General features: G+C 39.8%; 15 protein-coding genes. 9 read left to right on the top strand and 6 right to left on the bottom strand.

Annotated elements, in window-relative coordinates; translation table 11 throughout:
- Nucleotides 1-118 precede the first annotated feature (118 nt).
- Nucleotides 119-874, bottom strand: coding sequence for an exodeoxyribonuclease III (locus IGI67_RS06475; protein ID WP_207107109.1), 756 nt, complete (start codon nucleotides 872-874; stop codon nucleotides 119-121).
- 142 nt (nucleotides 875-1,016) lie between these two features.
- On the opposite strand from IGI67_RS06475, the gene IGI67_RS06470 reads away from it, so the two are divergent.
- Nucleotides 1,017-1,928: a Gfo/Idh/MocA family protein gene (locus IGI67_RS06470; RefSeq protein ID WP_429957169.1), complete on the top strand. Its 912-nt coding sequence runs from the start codon at nucleotides 1,017-1,019 to the stop codon at nucleotides 1,926-1,928.
- A gap of 86 nt (nucleotides 1,929-2,014) precedes the next feature.
- Nucleotides 2,015-2,920 carry a UDP-N-acetylmuramate dehydrogenase gene (gene murB, locus IGI67_RS06465; RefSeq protein ID WP_429957168.1) on the top strand — a complete coding sequence of 302 codons (906 nt, stop codon included), beginning with the start codon at nucleotides 2,015-2,017 and terminating at the stop codon, nucleotides 2,918-2,920.
- A gap of 45 nt (nucleotides 2,921-2,965) precedes the next feature.
- On the opposite strand, the gene IGI67_RS06460 is transcribed toward murB, so the two are convergent.
- Genes IGI67_RS06460 through IGI67_RS06445 form a run of 4 tightly spaced genes read right to left on the bottom strand, consistent with a single transcriptional unit; the run spans nucleotide 2,966 to nucleotide 5,849 of the window.
- Nucleotides 2,966-3,589 carry an ECF transporter S component gene (locus tag IGI67_RS06460; protein ID WP_429957167.1) on the bottom strand — a complete coding sequence of 208 codons (624 nt, stop codon included), beginning with the start codon at nucleotides 3,587-3,589 and terminating at the stop codon, nucleotides 2,966-2,968.
- Between the two features lie 3 nt (nucleotides 3,590-3,592).
- The gene (coaC, locus tag IGI67_RS06455; protein ID WP_088932118.1) at nucleotides 3,593-4,135 is read right to left on the bottom strand and encodes a phosphopantothenoylcysteine decarboxylase; all 543 of its coding nucleotides are present in this window, start codon (nucleotides 4,133-4,135) and stop codon (nucleotides 3,593-3,595) included.
- A complete protein-coding gene (locus tag IGI67_RS06450) occupies nucleotides 4,132-4,857 on the bottom strand; it encodes a phosphopantothenate--cysteine ligase (protein WP_207107105.1) in 726 nt (241 codons plus the stop codon). Before IGI67_RS06450 ends, coaC begins: the two co-directional genes overlap by 4 nt.
- A complete protein-coding gene (locus tag IGI67_RS06445; protein WP_429957166.1) occupies nucleotides 4,857-5,849 on the bottom strand; it encodes a YhdH/YhfP family quinone oxidoreductase in 993 nt (330 codons plus the stop codon). Before IGI67_RS06445 ends, IGI67_RS06450 begins: the two co-directional genes overlap by 1 nt.
- A gap of 435 nt (nucleotides 5,850-6,284) precedes the next feature.
- Here IGI67_RS06445 and IGI67_RS06440 point away from each other — a divergent pair, with 435 nt between their 5' ends.
- The 6 genes from IGI67_RS06440 to IGI67_RS06415 all read left to right on the top strand — a co-directional run bounded on the left by IGI67_RS06440 (nucleotide 6,285) and on the right by IGI67_RS06415 (nucleotide 12,510).
- Nucleotides 6,285-6,827 (top strand): helix-turn-helix domain-containing protein, encoded by a 543-nt coding sequence (locus tag IGI67_RS06440; RefSeq protein ID WP_429957165.1) that lies wholly within the window; start codon nucleotides 6,285-6,287, stop codon nucleotides 6,825-6,827.
- Nucleotides 6,828-6,844: 17 nt separating this feature from the next.
- A complete protein-coding gene (locus IGI67_RS06435; protein WP_207107102.1) occupies nucleotides 6,845-7,933 on the top strand; it encodes an ABC transporter ATP-binding protein in 1,089 nt (362 codons plus the stop codon).
- Nucleotides 7,934-7,946: 13 nt separating this feature from the next.
- Nucleotides 7,947-8,756 (top strand): ABC transporter permease, encoded by an 810-nt coding sequence (locus IGI67_RS06430; RefSeq protein WP_207107101.1) that lies wholly within the window; start codon nucleotides 7,947-7,949, stop codon nucleotides 8,754-8,756.
- A complete protein-coding gene (locus tag IGI67_RS06425) occupies nucleotides 8,753-9,598 on the top strand; it encodes an ABC transporter permease subunit (RefSeq protein WP_207107100.1) in 846 nt (281 codons plus the stop codon). Before IGI67_RS06430 ends, IGI67_RS06425 begins: the two co-directional genes overlap by 4 nt.
- Complete coding sequence (locus IGI67_RS06420; RefSeq protein ID WP_429957164.1) at nucleotides 9,595-10,665, top strand: ABC transporter substrate-binding protein; 1,071 nt, start codon at nucleotides 9,595-9,597, stop codon at nucleotides 10,663-10,665. The genes IGI67_RS06425 and IGI67_RS06420 overlap by 4 nt, the downstream gene beginning before the upstream one ends.
- A gap of 669 nt (nucleotides 10,666-11,334) precedes the next feature.
- On the top strand, nucleotides 11,335-12,510 hold the full coding sequence (locus IGI67_RS06415) for a replication initiation factor domain-containing protein (protein WP_429957163.1): 1,176 nt from the start codon (nucleotides 11,335-11,337) through the stop codon (nucleotides 12,508-12,510).
- A 1,022-nt stretch (nucleotides 12,511-13,532) separates the two neighbouring features.
- Here IGI67_RS06415 and IGI67_RS06410 read toward each other — a convergent pair.
- Complete coding sequence (locus IGI67_RS06410; RefSeq protein WP_429958615.1) at nucleotides 13,533-13,928, bottom strand: helix-turn-helix domain-containing protein; 396 nt, start codon at nucleotides 13,926-13,928, stop codon at nucleotides 13,533-13,535.
- A 270-nt stretch (nucleotides 13,929-14,198) separates the two neighbouring features.
- Here IGI67_RS06410 and IGI67_RS06405 point away from each other — a divergent pair, with 270 nt between their 5' ends.
- Nucleotides 14,199-15,383 (top strand): hypothetical protein, encoded by a 1,185-nt coding sequence (locus IGI67_RS06405; RefSeq protein ID WP_429957162.1) that lies wholly within the window; start codon nucleotides 14,199-14,201, stop codon nucleotides 15,381-15,383.
- The last annotated feature ends 277 nt before the right edge of the window (nucleotides 15,384-15,660 follow it).

Below are 15,660 nucleotides of genomic sequence, written 5' to 3'. Positions count from 1 at the left end.
TCGCCATTGTTTTACCATATTTTTTTCTTTTTGTCTGGTATAGCGAACGTTGGAGCTCAAATTCGCTAAGCCTTACTTAATCAGCGGCGAAAATCCTTCAGTAAAAAGCTTTCACCCTTTACAGGTTGATATCTAGCTCTACTGGGCAGTGATCGCTGCCGAAAATCTCTGTATGGATTTTGGCGTCTTGTAATTTTTCTTTTAAGTCATCAGAAACGACGAAGTAATCGATCCGCCACCCAGCATTGTTTTTGCGTGCGTTGAAACGATAGCTCCACCAAGAATAAATGCCTTCTTGGTCTGGATAAAAATGGCGGAAGGTATCGATATAGCCGTTCTCTAATAAGATACTGAATTTTTCTCGTTCTTGCGGAGTGAATCCAGCATTTTTTTGATTGGTTTTCCAATTTTTTAAATCGATGTTTTCGTGAGCGACGTTTAAGTCGCCACAGAAAATGACGGGTTTCTTTTCTTTCAGTCCATTTAAATAGTTTAAGAAAGCTTCTTCCCAGGTCATGCGGTAGTCTAAACGTTTCAATTCATTCTGAGAGTTGGGTGTGTAGCAGGTAATGACATAATATTCAGGATATTCAAGCGTGATGACACGGCCTTCCTGATCATGCTCCTCCATACCGAGACCATATGTCACGCTCAGCGGCTCGTGTTTAGTAAAAATCGCAGTCCCAGAATAGCCTTTCTTTTCTGCATAATTCCAATATTCATAATAGCCAGGCAAGTCCATTTCGATCTGACCATTTTGCAATTTGGTTTCTTGCAGACAGAAAAAATCAGCATCTAATTCATTAAAAACATCCATAAAATTCTTTTTCATCACGGCGCGCAGACCGTTGACGTTCCAAGAGATTAATTTCACAGTTCATTCCTCCAAGTATACATTGATGAATCAATTGTAACGAAAAAAGAAAAGAAAGCAAAGAAGCCAGTCTAAATTTTCGCAGTGTTAAATAGAATAGGTATGAAACAATCAATAGATTAAATAAAAAGGAGTTTGACTTATGAAAATCGGAGTTATCGGTATTGGCGGTATTGCTCAAAAAGCTTACTTGCCCACATATGCAAAAATGTGTAAAGACGCAGACTTCATTTTTGCGACTCGTACAGAAGAAGTACGGAAAAAAATCACAGAGGAATATAATTTTGAGAATACGGTTGCGACAATCGAGGAATTGTTAGCGAAAAATATCGATGCTTGCTTTATCCATGTCGCAACAAAGGCGCATTTTGAGATTGCTGAGAAATGTCTAGAAGCAGGTGTGGCGGTATTTATAGATAAGCCTGTTAGCGAAAGCCTGCAAGAGGTGCAGATACTGCGAGAATTAGCGAATCAGAAAGAGTTATTATTCATGGTGGGCTTTAATCGCCGTTTTGCTCCAATGGTTGATCAGCTGAAGCAGCTTCCGCAAAAACATATCATTCATTTACAGAAGAATGAACCAGCGCATGCGATGAATACTCAATTCGGTGTTTATGATTTATTCATTCATTTAGTAGATACGGGGGTTTACTTGCTGGATGATGAAATCTTGAATGTTCATTCAAAGATTCGTGAAGAAAATGGTCAAATGATCTATGCCCAGATGCAGCTCTCAACTGCAACAGCAGAATGCATCCTATCAATGGATTTGAAAAGCGGAAGCAAGATGGAAAGGTATCAGGTTAGTTCACCAGCGCAAACAATGGTCTTGGATCAGTTGACCGATTTAACGATTAAAAAAGGGCAGCTTGAAGAGTCGCAGCGATTTGGTGATTGGACAACGACTCTTGAAAAACGCGGGTTTGAGCAATTAGTGATGAATTTTCTAGCAGCATTGAAAGGCGAAGCGGTTGATTTGCGTCAAGAAAATGTGTTATTAAGTCATGAACTGTGTGAGCAAATGCTGCGCGAGCATATTCGGCACCAGCTATAAGGGGGTGGCAAGTTTTTTTCTCACATGCTAAAATAGCAAAGATGTTTGAAAAATTTACCCGTAGCGAACGAGAAAGGTTTATCAAAGTGAAAACAACAGAATTAACGAAGGCATTACCGAACTTGAAAATCCTTTTGGATGAACCATTAATGAATTACACTTTTACAAAAACTGGCGGGCCTGTAGACGCGCTAGCTTTTCCTAAAGACAATGATGAAGTGAAAGAGCTGGTGGATTATTGCCGAATCAATGATATCCCTTGGCTTGTTTTAGGAAATGCCAGCAACCTGATCGTCAAGGATGGCGGAATCCGCGGCGTAGTGATTATGCTGACCGACATGACAACGATTCGTGTGGAAGAAGGGACGATCACTGCTCAAGCAGGAGCGAAATTGATCGATACGACCTATGTAGCCTTGGATCATTCTTTGACTGGCTTTGAATTTGCTTGCGGTATTCCTGGAAGTATCGGCGGAGCAGTTTTCATGAATGCTGGAGCCTATGATGGACAATTAGAAGATGTCTTTGAATCTGTAGATGTCTTATTAGCTGATGGTACATTTGAAACATGGGGCAAAAATCAAATGAATTTTTCTTACCGCCACTCAGCGATCCAAGATCAGCCGGCGATTGTTTTGAGCGCCAGCTTCAAATTGACAGCAGGAGATCATGATCAGATTGAGAAACGGATGATAGAGCTTACGGAATTGCGTGAACTGAAACAACCGTTAGAATATCCTTCATGCGGCAGTGTGTTTAAACGTCCAGTAGGACACTTCACCGGAAAATTGATCCAAGATGCAGGGTTGCAGGGCTTGGTTTGGGGCGGAGCCCAAATTTCTGAGAAGCATGCCGGTTTCATCGTCAACATTAACAATGCGACAGCTACTGATTATATCGAATTGATCGCTCATATTCAAAAAACGATCAAAGAGAAATTTGATGTGACGCTAGAAACAGAGGTTCGAATTCTTGGTGAAGAACCTAAATAATAAAAAATGCTTGATAAAAACCATTTGGTTTCTATCAAGCATTTTTTATTTCTTCATCAATCGCAATAAAACAGCACAGATCGCTGTGGTGGCAATACCGGCAACAATGGCTTCGACCAATCCACTGCCGAAAATAATTCCTAAAATGACACCGTAAACAGTATTCGCAGTGACTTGCAAGACACTAGCGTAGCTGTCTTTAAAGAAGAAAAAGATCAAGTTCATGACTAAAATAGTATTTGTCATCGAACCGGCTAAACCTGCGATAAACAGACTGACAGGCCGCGCCTTCTGCTTCAATAAGTAATGAAGACCTTTATAAACAAAGTATGGAACGACACCAATTAAAATACGTGGAATAATTGCTACGATTAAAGCACGCCAATCACCTTGATTCGTCAAAGGGTTTGCGATAAAAGGTGAAAAGGCAAACGACATCGGAGTGATAAGCACGGTTGATCTTGCGATACTGATCACGCCAAAAATTGCGCCTAGTCCAGCACCGATGCGAGGTCCAAGGACGATCGATGCAATAATAACAGGAATATGCATCGTCGTCGCATTAATAGGACCGATTGGGATAAAGCCAAGGGGTGTGACAGCCAAGAGGATCATGATGGCTAGAAACATCGCTGTCAACGTAAAATTTCTTACATTTTTCTCTTTCATTAGTTACTCCTTCAGTGTTGAATTTACAATATGCACGATTTCAGAAATATCTGCTAAGGCACCACGACCGTAATCGCCGCAGGCCAGCAGGGCTTCACGGGGTTCGATTTCTTGATAACCAACTTCCTTAAGTGTCGCTAAATTCCGTTGAACGATCGGATTTTGATACATATAGGTATTCATTGCCGGTGCGATAATTTTTGGTGTATCTGGCAGCAATGCTAAAGCGACGGTTGACAACAAGTCATCCGCGATACCATTCGCCAATTTTCCGATAATGTTAGCGGAGGCTGGAGCGACTAAAAAAAGATCCGCCGCTTTTGCTAATGCGATATGATTGATCAATGCCGCATCCGGTTCCTCCATCACATCAAGATGTACGAGACGATGGGATAATGATTGGATCGTTAGCGGCGTGATAAACTCAGTGCTGCTTTTAGTCATTACAACATCTAAATTATATCCTAATTTTGTTAATTGATTAGTAATGTCTGCCGCTTTATAGGCAGAAATACTGCCACTGACTCCTAGTAGGATATTTTTCATTTTGCTTCCTCCAGTTTCAAAACTTCTTTTGTAATCAGTTCAGCGATTTCAGTCTTCGTATGTGCTTCTTTGACCTTCTGCTGCTTATTGATGAGGTAGCCATGGTGTTTTTCACCACGAATCTCAGCTAAATCATTGGCTAAGATAAAGTCAGCATGGTTCTTTTCGAGACTTGCTTTAGCCACATTGAGCAACTCGATCATTGGGACGTCAACCAATAGTTTAAAGCCAACTAAGATCGTTTGAGGCTGCAATTTTTTGATTAAAGAGATAATTTTTGGGTTTTTCTTCAAGACTACTACTAAGTGATCAGTGTCAGAAGAAATTTTTTTCTCCGTTCGTTTATTGGCAATAGTGACTAATGCTTTCGGCAGATCCGCAGGCTGTGTTGCTGCTGCGGCTTCCAAATCTTCGAGTGTAACTGAGCTTTCTGGGGTAAAGTCACTGACCGCCATACTGTGAATCACAGCATCATAAGTATTAGCAGTCATCAACTCTGTTAGCGTTCTTTCTAAATCCATTGTCGATTCAATGAGTTGCTGATGGATCATTTTTCCTTCGGGTTTTACAGCATGTCTTGTCGTGATTAGGTCAATCTCAGCACCCTCTGCTGCAAAGCTTTCCGCGATCGCCTTCCCTAATTTTCCGCTGGAATGATTGGTGATAGCACGAACATCGTCGATTTTTTCCGACGTTCCGCCTGAAGTAATAAGGATTCTCATTAAATTTTTCCTCCTAAGGCAACAATCGTACGCCCCACATGTTTTCCCGCTAATAAAGAATCTGCCGTCTCTTGTACCTGCTCTAATTCAATTTGCTGCACGTTGAAGCTAGCTGGCAGGGCCCATTCGTTGGCCATCTTATGCCAAAGCTTTTGTCGCTGCTCCATCGAAGCGTCCACTGAGTCGATGCCTAATAAATTAACACCTCGTAAAATAAAAGGCAAGACAGTTGTATTCAACTTGATTCCGCCAGCATTTCCGCAAAGAGCTAAGCTGCCGCCATAATGAACGAAAGGAATCACTTGAGCAAGCGTATCGCCGCCAACCGTATCTATGACAAAATCAAAGAGCTGTTTGTTTAATGGACGAATTTTTTCTGAGAATAATTCATCAGGAGACAGGATAGCTGTCGCACCTAGCCCCTTCAAGTAATCCTCTTGATCAGTCTTACGGCTCAATGCAGTGATTTCTTTGCAGCCGATTTGCTTGAGAAAGTGTAAAGCAAAGCCGCTAACACCGCCAGTTGCGCCAGTAACAAGAACACGACTTTCTTTGCTAAGTCCATGCTTTTCTAAAGCGTCTACTGATAGTGCTGCTGTGAAACCGGCAGTACCAAAGGTCATCGCTTGCTGGGCGGATAAATTTTCTGGAAGTTTAACGACCCACGAAGCAGGAACGATTTGCAAATCACTCAAACCACCATCTTGTTTGACGCCTAATCCATAACCGGTCACTAAGACTTCATCATCAATAGTATAACGATCATCCTTTGTATCGATGATTTTTCCTGCCAAGTCGATTCCAGGCGTCATGGGGTAATCACGTAATACACCCGTATTGGCTTTTGTTGCTAAGGCGTCCTTATAGTTGATTCCAGAATAGCTGACTTTAATCAGGACTTCGTTTTCTTCAATCTCGGGTTTGGTAAAAGTCTCGATCTCGGTGTGAAGGTTTTCATCATTGATTACACGTAAGCGGCGATACTCAGTCATGTTTCATCCTCCTATTTTTTGATTCTTTGTTTTGATGGGTATTTCCCATAATTGCTATAACTAATAAAAGATAAATGATTAAACAGCTTTAGGTTAGCTGAATCACTCACAAGTAAAGAATGAATTTTTCTAATGTAAAAATTCAGAGAAGAACGTACGCATCTCATTTATCTAGGCACGCTAAAGCATGAAGATAAACTGGGTAAATTCGGTTACTATTATCTTAGCGGAAATGAAAGAAAAAGCAAATTTCTTTTCTCTTTTATTTCCATAAAACTCTCCTAAGAAAGTGGAGATAAATGCTTGATTTTTAGTAAAAAGTTCGTATACTTGAAAGGTGCTATTAAACAAGAAGTTTACTTTTAGCAAACAAAAGGATAATTAAGCAAGGATTGAAAATGGAACCAACCATTATTATGGATAGGGAGTGAGAATATGGATATTGGTGAGAAGCTGCGTAATTTACGAATTCAAAAAAACTTGACCCAAGAGGAACTTGGAGAGCGAACAGATTTATCCAAAGGGTACATCTCTCAATTAGAGCGTGACCTAAGTTCTCCTTCGATGGAGACTTTTTTTGATATTTTAGAGGTTTTGGGTGTGACCCCAGCTGATTTTTTTAAACAAAAAACCGGTGATCAAAAAATTGTTTATAAGGATGAGGATACAACTTTTTACAGTGATGAGGAGCATGGCTATCATATCAAGTGGCTGATTCCTGAATCGAATGAAAAGGAAATGGAGCCGATTTTACTGACACTGGATCAGCAGGGGCAGTATAAACAGTTCACGCCTTCGCTATCTGAAACGTTTATTTATGTATTAGAAGGCAAGGTTGCTTTGCAATTTGGTGAAACCTTATACGAAGCAGAAAAAGGTGAAAGTATTTATTATGAAGCCAGCAAACCGCATCGGCTGCAGAATCAAGCGTCAGGGATCAGTAAGGTATTGATCATCGCTACAGAATCTTATTTATAGAAAAAGGACGTGAAGGTATGGCAAACACTATTATTTCCTTTAAGGATGTAATTAAACAATACGACGATGATGATCCCGTATTGAAAGAAATAAATTTCGATATCGAAGAAGGACGCTTTTATACATTATTAGGTCCCTCCGGCTGTGGAAAAACCACGATCCTAAGAATTATCGCCGGTTTCACTGATGTGAGTGAGGGGGATATTTTTTTTGAAGGAAAAAGAATGAATGATATTCCAGCGAATAAACGTCAGGTCAATACGGTTTTTCAAGACTACGCATTATTTCCTCATATGAATGTTTTTGACAACGTGGCGTTTGGTTTAAAGATTAAAAAACTATCGAAAAAGGAAATCGAAAAAAAGGTTTTGGAAGCCTTAAAGCTTGTTCAGTTGCCGGGGTATGAGAATCGCGAAATTACGGAGATGTCTGGTGGTCAACGTCAGCGAGTAGCGATCGCACGTGCCATTGTCAATGAGCCGAAAATTTTGTTGCTGGATGAGCCATTGTCCGCTTTGGATTTAAAATTGCGAACAGATATGCAGTACGAATTACGTGCTCTGCAAAAACGATTAGGAATCACCTTCATCTTCGTGACCCACGATCAGGAAGAAGCCTTGGCCATGAGTGATGAGATTTTTGTAATGAATAAGGGGAAGATCGTTCAAAGCGGCACACCAGTCGACATTTATGATGAGCCAATCAATCATTTTGTGGCGGATTTTGTCGGCGAGAGCAATATCGTTGCTGGTGAAATGGTTGAGGATAACCTAGTGAAGTTTGTTGGCAAAACGTTTGAGTGTGTCGATGGCGGAATGCGTCCGAATGAACCAGTTGAAGTTGTTTTGCGTCCAGAAGATCTAACGCTGACGACTCCTGAGAACGGTAAATTAGTTGTGACTGTTGATACACAGTTGTTTCGCGGAGTGCATTATGAAATGAATTGTATTGATGCGGACGGGAATGAATGGATGGTTCACTCGACTAAGAAAGCCAAGAAAGGCAGCAAGGTTGGATTGTATTTTGAGCCAGAAGATATTCATGTCATGCGCTTCAATGAAAGTGAAGAAGATTTCGAAGCACGATTAGAAAGCTACGAGGATTAGGAGGGATCATTCAATGAAAAATATGCGTCGATTCTATTCGATTCCTTATTTCTTTTGGCTGTTGTTTTTTGTCATCGCACCAGTGATTTTGATCGTCTATCAATCATTTTTTGACATGAACGGCAACTTTACTCTAACGAATTATCACACGTATTTAACGTCTAAGACTTATTTAATGATGACCGTTAACTCTGTCTTGTTTGCGTTTTTGATCACGTTGATGACATTGCTGATTAGTTATCCAACAGCATACTTTTTATCAAAATTGAAGCATCGTCAATTACTGCTTCTGCTTGTCGTTTTACCAACGTGGATCAATTTGCTGCTGAAGGCCTATGCATTTATTGGCATATTTAGTGCAAATGGCTCGGTGAATGATTTTCTGAGCTTCATTGGTATTGGTCAGAAGCAGCTGCTGTTCACAGATTTCAGTTTCATGTTTGTGGCTGCCTACATCGAACTGCCCTTTATGATTATGCCGATTTTTAATGCGCTTGAAGAAATTAATCCAACCTTGATCAGCGCGAGTCGTGATCTGGGAGCCAATAACTTTGATACCTTCCGGCGTGTGATTTTCCCGCTTTCTTTAAACGGGGTAAAAAGTGGTGTGCAGGCCGTATTCATTCCATCGTTATCACTCTTTATGCTAACACGTCTGATTGGGGGCAATCGAGTAATCACGTTAGGAACAGCAATCGAAGAGCATTTCTTGGTGACGCAAAACTGGGGGATGGGTTCGACAATCGGGGTTATTTTGATTGTTGCGATGTTCATCGTGATGATGCTGACTGGCGAAAAACGTAAAGGAGGTCGGGTGAAGTGAGAAGAAGAAAATTTTCTTGGTCAACCATTTATTTGATTTTTGTATTTATTTTGTTGTATATCCCGATCTTTTATTTAATTTTCTATTCATTCAATCAAGGCGGGAATATGAGCACCTTCACTGGTTTTACTTGGGAGCATTATCAAAGTCTTTTTTCCGATAGCCGTTTAATCAGCATCGTCCTTCAGACTTTTGTACTGGCTTTCTTGTCGGCATTGCTGGCAACAGTGATCGGAACATTTGGTGCAATGGGCATCTATTATACGCGCAAACGTCATTCACGCAACGTTCTTTTAGGATTGAATAATATTTTGATGGTCTCACCAGATGTTATTATCGGTGCCAGCTTCTTGATTTTATTTACGATGCTCGGAGGTGTCTTGAAAAACTTTCAGCTCGGGTTTGTCAGTGTGCTCCTTTCTCATATCGCCTTCAGTATCCCAATTGTGGTTCTGATGGTGCTGCCAAAATTAAAGGAAATGAACGATTCCATGATTGATGCCGCTCGTGACTTAGGTGCGAATAACTTTCAAGTTTTATCAAATATCATTTTGCCGTTTTTAACTCCAGGAGTCATTGCTGGTTATTTCATGGCATTCACTTATTCACTGGATGATTTTGCCGTAACCTTCTTTGTCACAGGCAATGGGTTCACGACTCTCTCAGTAGAAATTTACTCGCGAGCACGGCAGGGGATTAGCTTGGAGATCAATGCCCTTTCGACACTTGTCTTCATATTTTCTCTACTATTAGTTGTTGGCTATTATTTCATTAGCCGCGACACTTCGAAAAAGGCACGAAAACGCAAACGTGAATTTGAGGAGGTGGCAGTACTGAAATGAGAAAATTACAGTCACTTTTTGTCGGTGTTGTCGCTATCATTCTGCTATTGACCTTTATGGTCGTACGACTGAACCACTCATCTAATGCCAGCTCCAAGGTATTGAATATTTATAATTGGGGCGATTATATTGATCCAGAATTGATCAAACAGTTTGAAAAAGAATATGGCTATAAGGTCAATTACGAGACGTTTGATTCAAATGAGGCGATGGAAGCAAAGATCAAGCAAGGCGGAACTGCGTATGATATCGCAATCCCAAGCGAATATATGATTCAAAAAATGAAAAAGGAAAAACTGCTGTTGCCTTTGGATCACTCAAAGATTCATGGTTTAGAAAATATTGACGCTCGTTTTTTGGATTTAGCTTTTGATAAGAACAATAAATACTCGATCCCTTATTTTTGGGGAACGCTGGGAATCGTTTATAACGATAAATTTGTTGCAGGGGATAAAATCAAGCATTGGGACGATCTGTGGCGGCCAGAATTAAAGAATAATATCATGCTGATCGACGGTGCTCGAGAGGTGATGGGGCTATCTTTAACCACCTTAGGCTATTCGATCAATAGCAAGGACATGACACAATTGAATCAGGCTATACACAAATTGAGCAGCTTGACTCCTAATGTTAAAGCAATCGTTGCTGATGAAATCAAAATGTATATGGCCAACGAAGAAAGTGCGGTTGCGGTAACTTTCTCTGGAGAGGCGGCCGATATGATGTCTGAGAACGAGCATCTTCATTATGTCATCCCGCCAGAGGGCTCGAATCTATGGTTTGATAATATCGTGATCCCTAAAACATCGAAAAACCAAGAAGGAGCCTATGATTTCATCAACTTTATGCTGAAGCCGGAAATTGCCAAACAAAACGCTGAATATATCGGCTACTCCACACCAAATAAAAAAGCTTTGGCGATGCTGCCAAAAAATATTTCAGGAGATAAGCAATTTTATCCAGACGACGAGACTATTAGTCATTTGGAGGTTTATAAAGATTTAGGTCCGAAGTATTTGGGAATTTACAATGATCTGTACTTGGAGTTTAAGATGTACAGAAAATAGCTTAAAAACTCAGTGAAAATGGCTTAAGATCAGCAAAAATATTGGGAAATAAGTCTCCATTTTTACTGTTTGTAGTCCAATTTTCTACCAGAGGACTCTTTTTTTCGTGTTATTTAATACTTTTTAACTTTTTTTTCTACCAGAGAATTTTGATATAGATCACTTGAGGGAATTATGAGCTGGGAATAGCAGTAGGCTGATTGGGCATTTTTTAGGTTCACGCGATCATGGGTTACAGAAAATTTCAATACTAGTTGCTGAGTTGAAATGATTTCCAAAGTTGTTAGTTCATGTGCAGAGCGAACAAGGTTTCCTTGTGAGAGCTGGGCGCTAAAGCGACCAGCGGTGAATGCATTGGCTCCACCGAGGTCTCCTCGGTGGAGCCAAAAACATGATCCTTACAACTTTGAGAAAGTCCGCGGTCTTCCGGACAATTTCAAGCAACAAAAATAGGCTAGTCGAGGTTTCCTCGACTAGCCGTAACCCCCGTATTCTAACAGGGGGGTAGTGAAGACGTGATTTGAAGAAAAAAAGTGCTGTGAAGCTTGGTATAGAAGGAATTAACTTAGGTGAATACTCAAAATGAAAAGCCGTCATTTTGACAACTAAATCATTATCACTATAAAAAGTGTTTTTAAGGAGGCTTTAAGGATAGAAAAGAGTGAATTGATGAGTCTCGGAAAAAGCATACGTGCATCACGATTGCGATTCAGAATGACTCAGAAAAGCCTAGCAGATGAGATTGGAATCAGTTATCAAGTTCTCTCCGATTTAGAAAACGGAAATGTTCGAGTCTCGAAAGAGACTTTAAATAAACTATTAGATTTTATTGCGGGCAGAGAAAAATATGAGCCATTAGAAAGTGTAATCGATTATCTACGAGTCAGTTTTCCTCTAAATAGAACGGATAAAATCTTTTCAGAGGTGTTAAAGATTGATCGCCAGTATTTTGAAGAAGTTGAGTCTCATTTTTATGGCTATATCGGAGGCTATCAACTGGATTATATCCAAGTTCTTTATTCGAAAAGAAATGATGAACGTGGGGTGCTTATCCAACTATCTGGTAAAGGATGCAGACAATTAGAGGCGTTTCTGTATGCTCAGAAACGGACATGGTTTGATTTCTTTCGTAGTTGTTTGAAGTATCAATGCAGAGTGACACGCCTGGATTTGGCAATAAATGATTACGAGGAATACTTGAGTATCCCCACTTTATTGAATAAAGTATTCAGAAAGGAACTACGCTCCCGATTTAGAAAATTTGAATACCATGGGTCAGGGAATATATCGGAGAAACAACCGGGAGGTATGAGTATCTATTTTGGATCGAAAAAAAGCGAGTTTTACATCGTGTTCTACCAAAAAAACTACGAACAAGCGCTTAAGATTAACGTAGCAGTAGAGGAGGTTCCAATCAAGAATCGGTATGAATTGAGGTTCAAGAATAAACGCGCTATGCTCGTTGTGAATGAACTATTGGAAACAGAGGATATATCAGCGATCATACTTGGAATCATGAAGGATTATTTGTTGTTTACAGATAGCAACCCAGGAAAAGCACGTAAGTATTGGAAAATCAATAAAAAGTGGCAATTCTTTATTGGGGATGCAGAAAAGATGCGCCTGATTATTGAACCGGATGATCACTTATATGAGCGATCAAAAAACTGGTTCAAACGAACAGCGGCAGCTACCGCAAGAATGATTCAAGAATTGGATGAACTGAAGGGAACACAAGAATATGAGGAAATGTTAGATGAAGTCGCATTTAGCGATAAACAAAGACATATAATAGAAATCCAGAAAATGGAAGTAAACGATATGATTGTCGTCGGACATGGATAGATGTCTCGAAATAGCGGATCTTTTTTAAAAGGGAGGTTCTTCGGAAAAATAAAAATTAAATCCCGATAAATTTTCAGTGAAATGATGTAGAAATTAGTGTCTTTTCATTTGGTTTATGATTGCTTTATATATAGCTAAATCGTAAAATAAAGGAGAAAGCCGACCACCGACTTTCTCCAAACATTGACCCTGTCTAGTTTCCGCTAGACCAAATCATTTTACCAGAGTGATTCTTTTGTAACAATAGTTATCAGAAAGATTTTTGAGTTTTTGATTTAGTATCAAAGTCAGTAGCAATTCCAACAGGGAGTTTTCTCTTTGCTGAAATTGCTATTTGTCATTTTAGGAGGATAGGATAAGAAGTAAAAGAAGTTTATGTCCCTTTGGTCGCTTAGAGTCATTTTCTTCAAGTTCTTGGGAAGAGTTATTAAAATTTCAGAAGCATATTATGGTTTAAGTAATGTCTGTGCACCATTTTTGATTGCGCTTTTCAGCGGTAAACTTCCGGTTTAATACGTTTTCTGCAACGCGTGCTTCTGTTGTTTTTACATAGTTTGGACGATTTTTCTTGATCACCGCCTATCGTATTTCTTCTTGATCTCTTTCGCCAGTTCTCAATTTTCAAGTTCCTTTTTTGAAGGTTTCCACTTTAACCATTTATAGTAAGAGGAACGTGTGACCCCATCTAATCGACAGAGATGCGTGATTGAGTAGTGCTTTTCTCTATGCAATTCTGAAATCGCTTGGTAGAGTTCAACGTTTCTCACTAATATGAGGGTCGGTTTCGCCGTTGAATCCTGTGTAACTTTTTTGCGGAGTCATTCTCTATTTCTAAATGCCTGCTTCGTGCTTCTAGTTCTTTTACTCGTAGTCTTAGCCGTTCCACTTCTGTTAAGAATTCGCTTGATCTGTTTCGTCCACGATTGTCTTTAAGCGCTTCTTCTCCGTGTTGCTTGTATTTTTTACCTAAGAATCCACTTGTTTGTATGAAATATCATATTTCTCAATCGTCTGTGCGTAATTCAGTCATTAGCGATTGTATATTGAGCGATCTCGATGCGCTCTTGATAGGTGGTTTTACATCCTTTTTTTATGGTTTTGGGTACACTGCCTTTACTGGTAGATTTTAGCTGTTCCCCATTAGTATAGCTTGAAATCCATTTTCTTAAAACGGAATGCGCAGAGATCTGAAAAAAAGTCGTTTCCTGACGGAGAGACATCTCGTCATTGATGACGGCTGGAACCTCTTTCTGCCCCAGCTTACTATCATATCGATTCCACGTTGTAGATTCTTTTAGTCCTTCTAAACGACCTTCATTAGATTTGCGAATCCAATCTTTTATCGTCGCCCATGAAAGGGCATGCTTCTTCGTGATACTGTTCACGCTATGACGACCATCCATCACTTCTGAAATGATTTGATATTTTTCTTCTGGAGAATAAAGTCTACTCTTAGATATACAAAAAACTCTCTATAAAGTAGATTTAGATTTTTGTTTTTTCCTTGTCTACTACTACAATATTAAAGAGCGTTCAGTTATATATTTAATTCTCCTAAGAAAGTAATTACTTTATTGCTATTTTCTCTTGATAAAAGTCATAATATAAATTGTAATAGACGGATGACTTTTATAATTTTTTTGTCAAGCCTATTGTTTTCTAGAAAAGCTATACAGGAGGATCTTTTTATGAAGAAAATTAATAGAGTAAATTCAATAGGGCTGGAGCTAGTTGTTACCATTATGCTGTGCCTTAGTCCATCGAATTGGTATGTAGCATTTGGGGCAACACGTTCAAGTGGTTCGGTGAATACAGAATTAGCAAATGCTTCATCTAGTTCAATTTATCCTTCGAATTTAGATATTAAAAATTTCAAAGGAGATTCCTTAAATTCTGGAGTAATGGAAGTGACAAAAGGTGAGACAGTAGATCTCAATTACGAAATCTCCTACTATGGAGAAGGTGATTTCACTTTGCTTGGCGTTCAGTCAAGTGATGCTAGAGGTGTCAATATACAGATATTGAATAACAAGGATACAACTGGGAGGATTCTTATTTCAGAGAATGACGAATTCTCAGATGTGAATATTGTGTTTTCTGTGACAGGTGGGGCATCTTCTTATTCACAGAGCATTAGACTAATTGACGTTCCAGAAAATGATAATGAGAATCTTCCCCCAAGAACCAATACACCAGAAGAGCCAGCTAATCCACATTTGGAAACACCAGAGAAACCAGTGAACCCAGCAACGAATATGCCGGAGGAACCAGCAGATCCAGCAACGAATACGCCGGAGGAGCCAGCAGATCCAGCAACGAATACGCCGGAGGAGCCAGCAGATCCAGCAACGAATATGCCGGAGGAACCAGCAGATCCAGCAACGAATACGCCGGAGGAGCCAGCAGATCCAGCAACGAATATGCCGGAGGAACCAGCAGATCCAGCAACGAATATGCCGGAGGAACCAGCAGATCCAGCAACGAATACGCCGGAGGAGCCAGCAGATCCAGCAACGAATATGCCGGAGGAACCAGCAGATCCAGCAACGAATACGCCAGAGGAGCCAGCAGATCCAGCAACGAATACGCCGGAGGAGCCAGCAGATCCAGCAACGAATATGCCTGGTGAACCAGTGGATACGAGAGGTAAAACTACAGATGATGGAAAAAGAAAACGTCCTATTAATGAAAAAAATAAGAACTTATCACGAACTGAAGCTTCTGCTGCATTTACACGGACTAACGATTTATCGAGAACAAGAATAGTAGAATATCCTCAAACAGGAGAATCTTCCAACCAGCAGACTAGGGTTCTAACTATACTAGGGTCGCTAATAATTCTTTTCATTTGGATGGCAAAGAGGAGAAATTAGCTTTAAGAATACATTATTCAAGGATACTACTGAAACTGTTTTGTTATATTCTAAAAGAATCATTATCATGGCTTAATTAATTTATTGCAACATTTTGAACAAAGAACACATAATACTAGCAATTGAAGAATTAATTCAATTTGATAGAATAGGTTACTCAGAGGGTATACTCGGAAACAGTTCAAAACAGAGTACGATCGAAAAAAATACGTTTGGAGCTGGAGCGAGAAAAGCAAAGAAGATGATTGATTTGGTCAAAGTCTAGTGGTAATAAATC

This window comes from Enterococcus sp. AZ196 (assembly GCF_050498845.1).
Taxonomy (GTDB): Bacteria; Bacillota; Bacilli; order Lactobacillales; family Enterococcaceae; genus Enterococcus_A; species Enterococcus_A murrayae.
The sequence above is the reverse complement of the archived record's forward strand: the minus strand, read 5'-3'. Positions and strand labels throughout refer to the sequence as shown.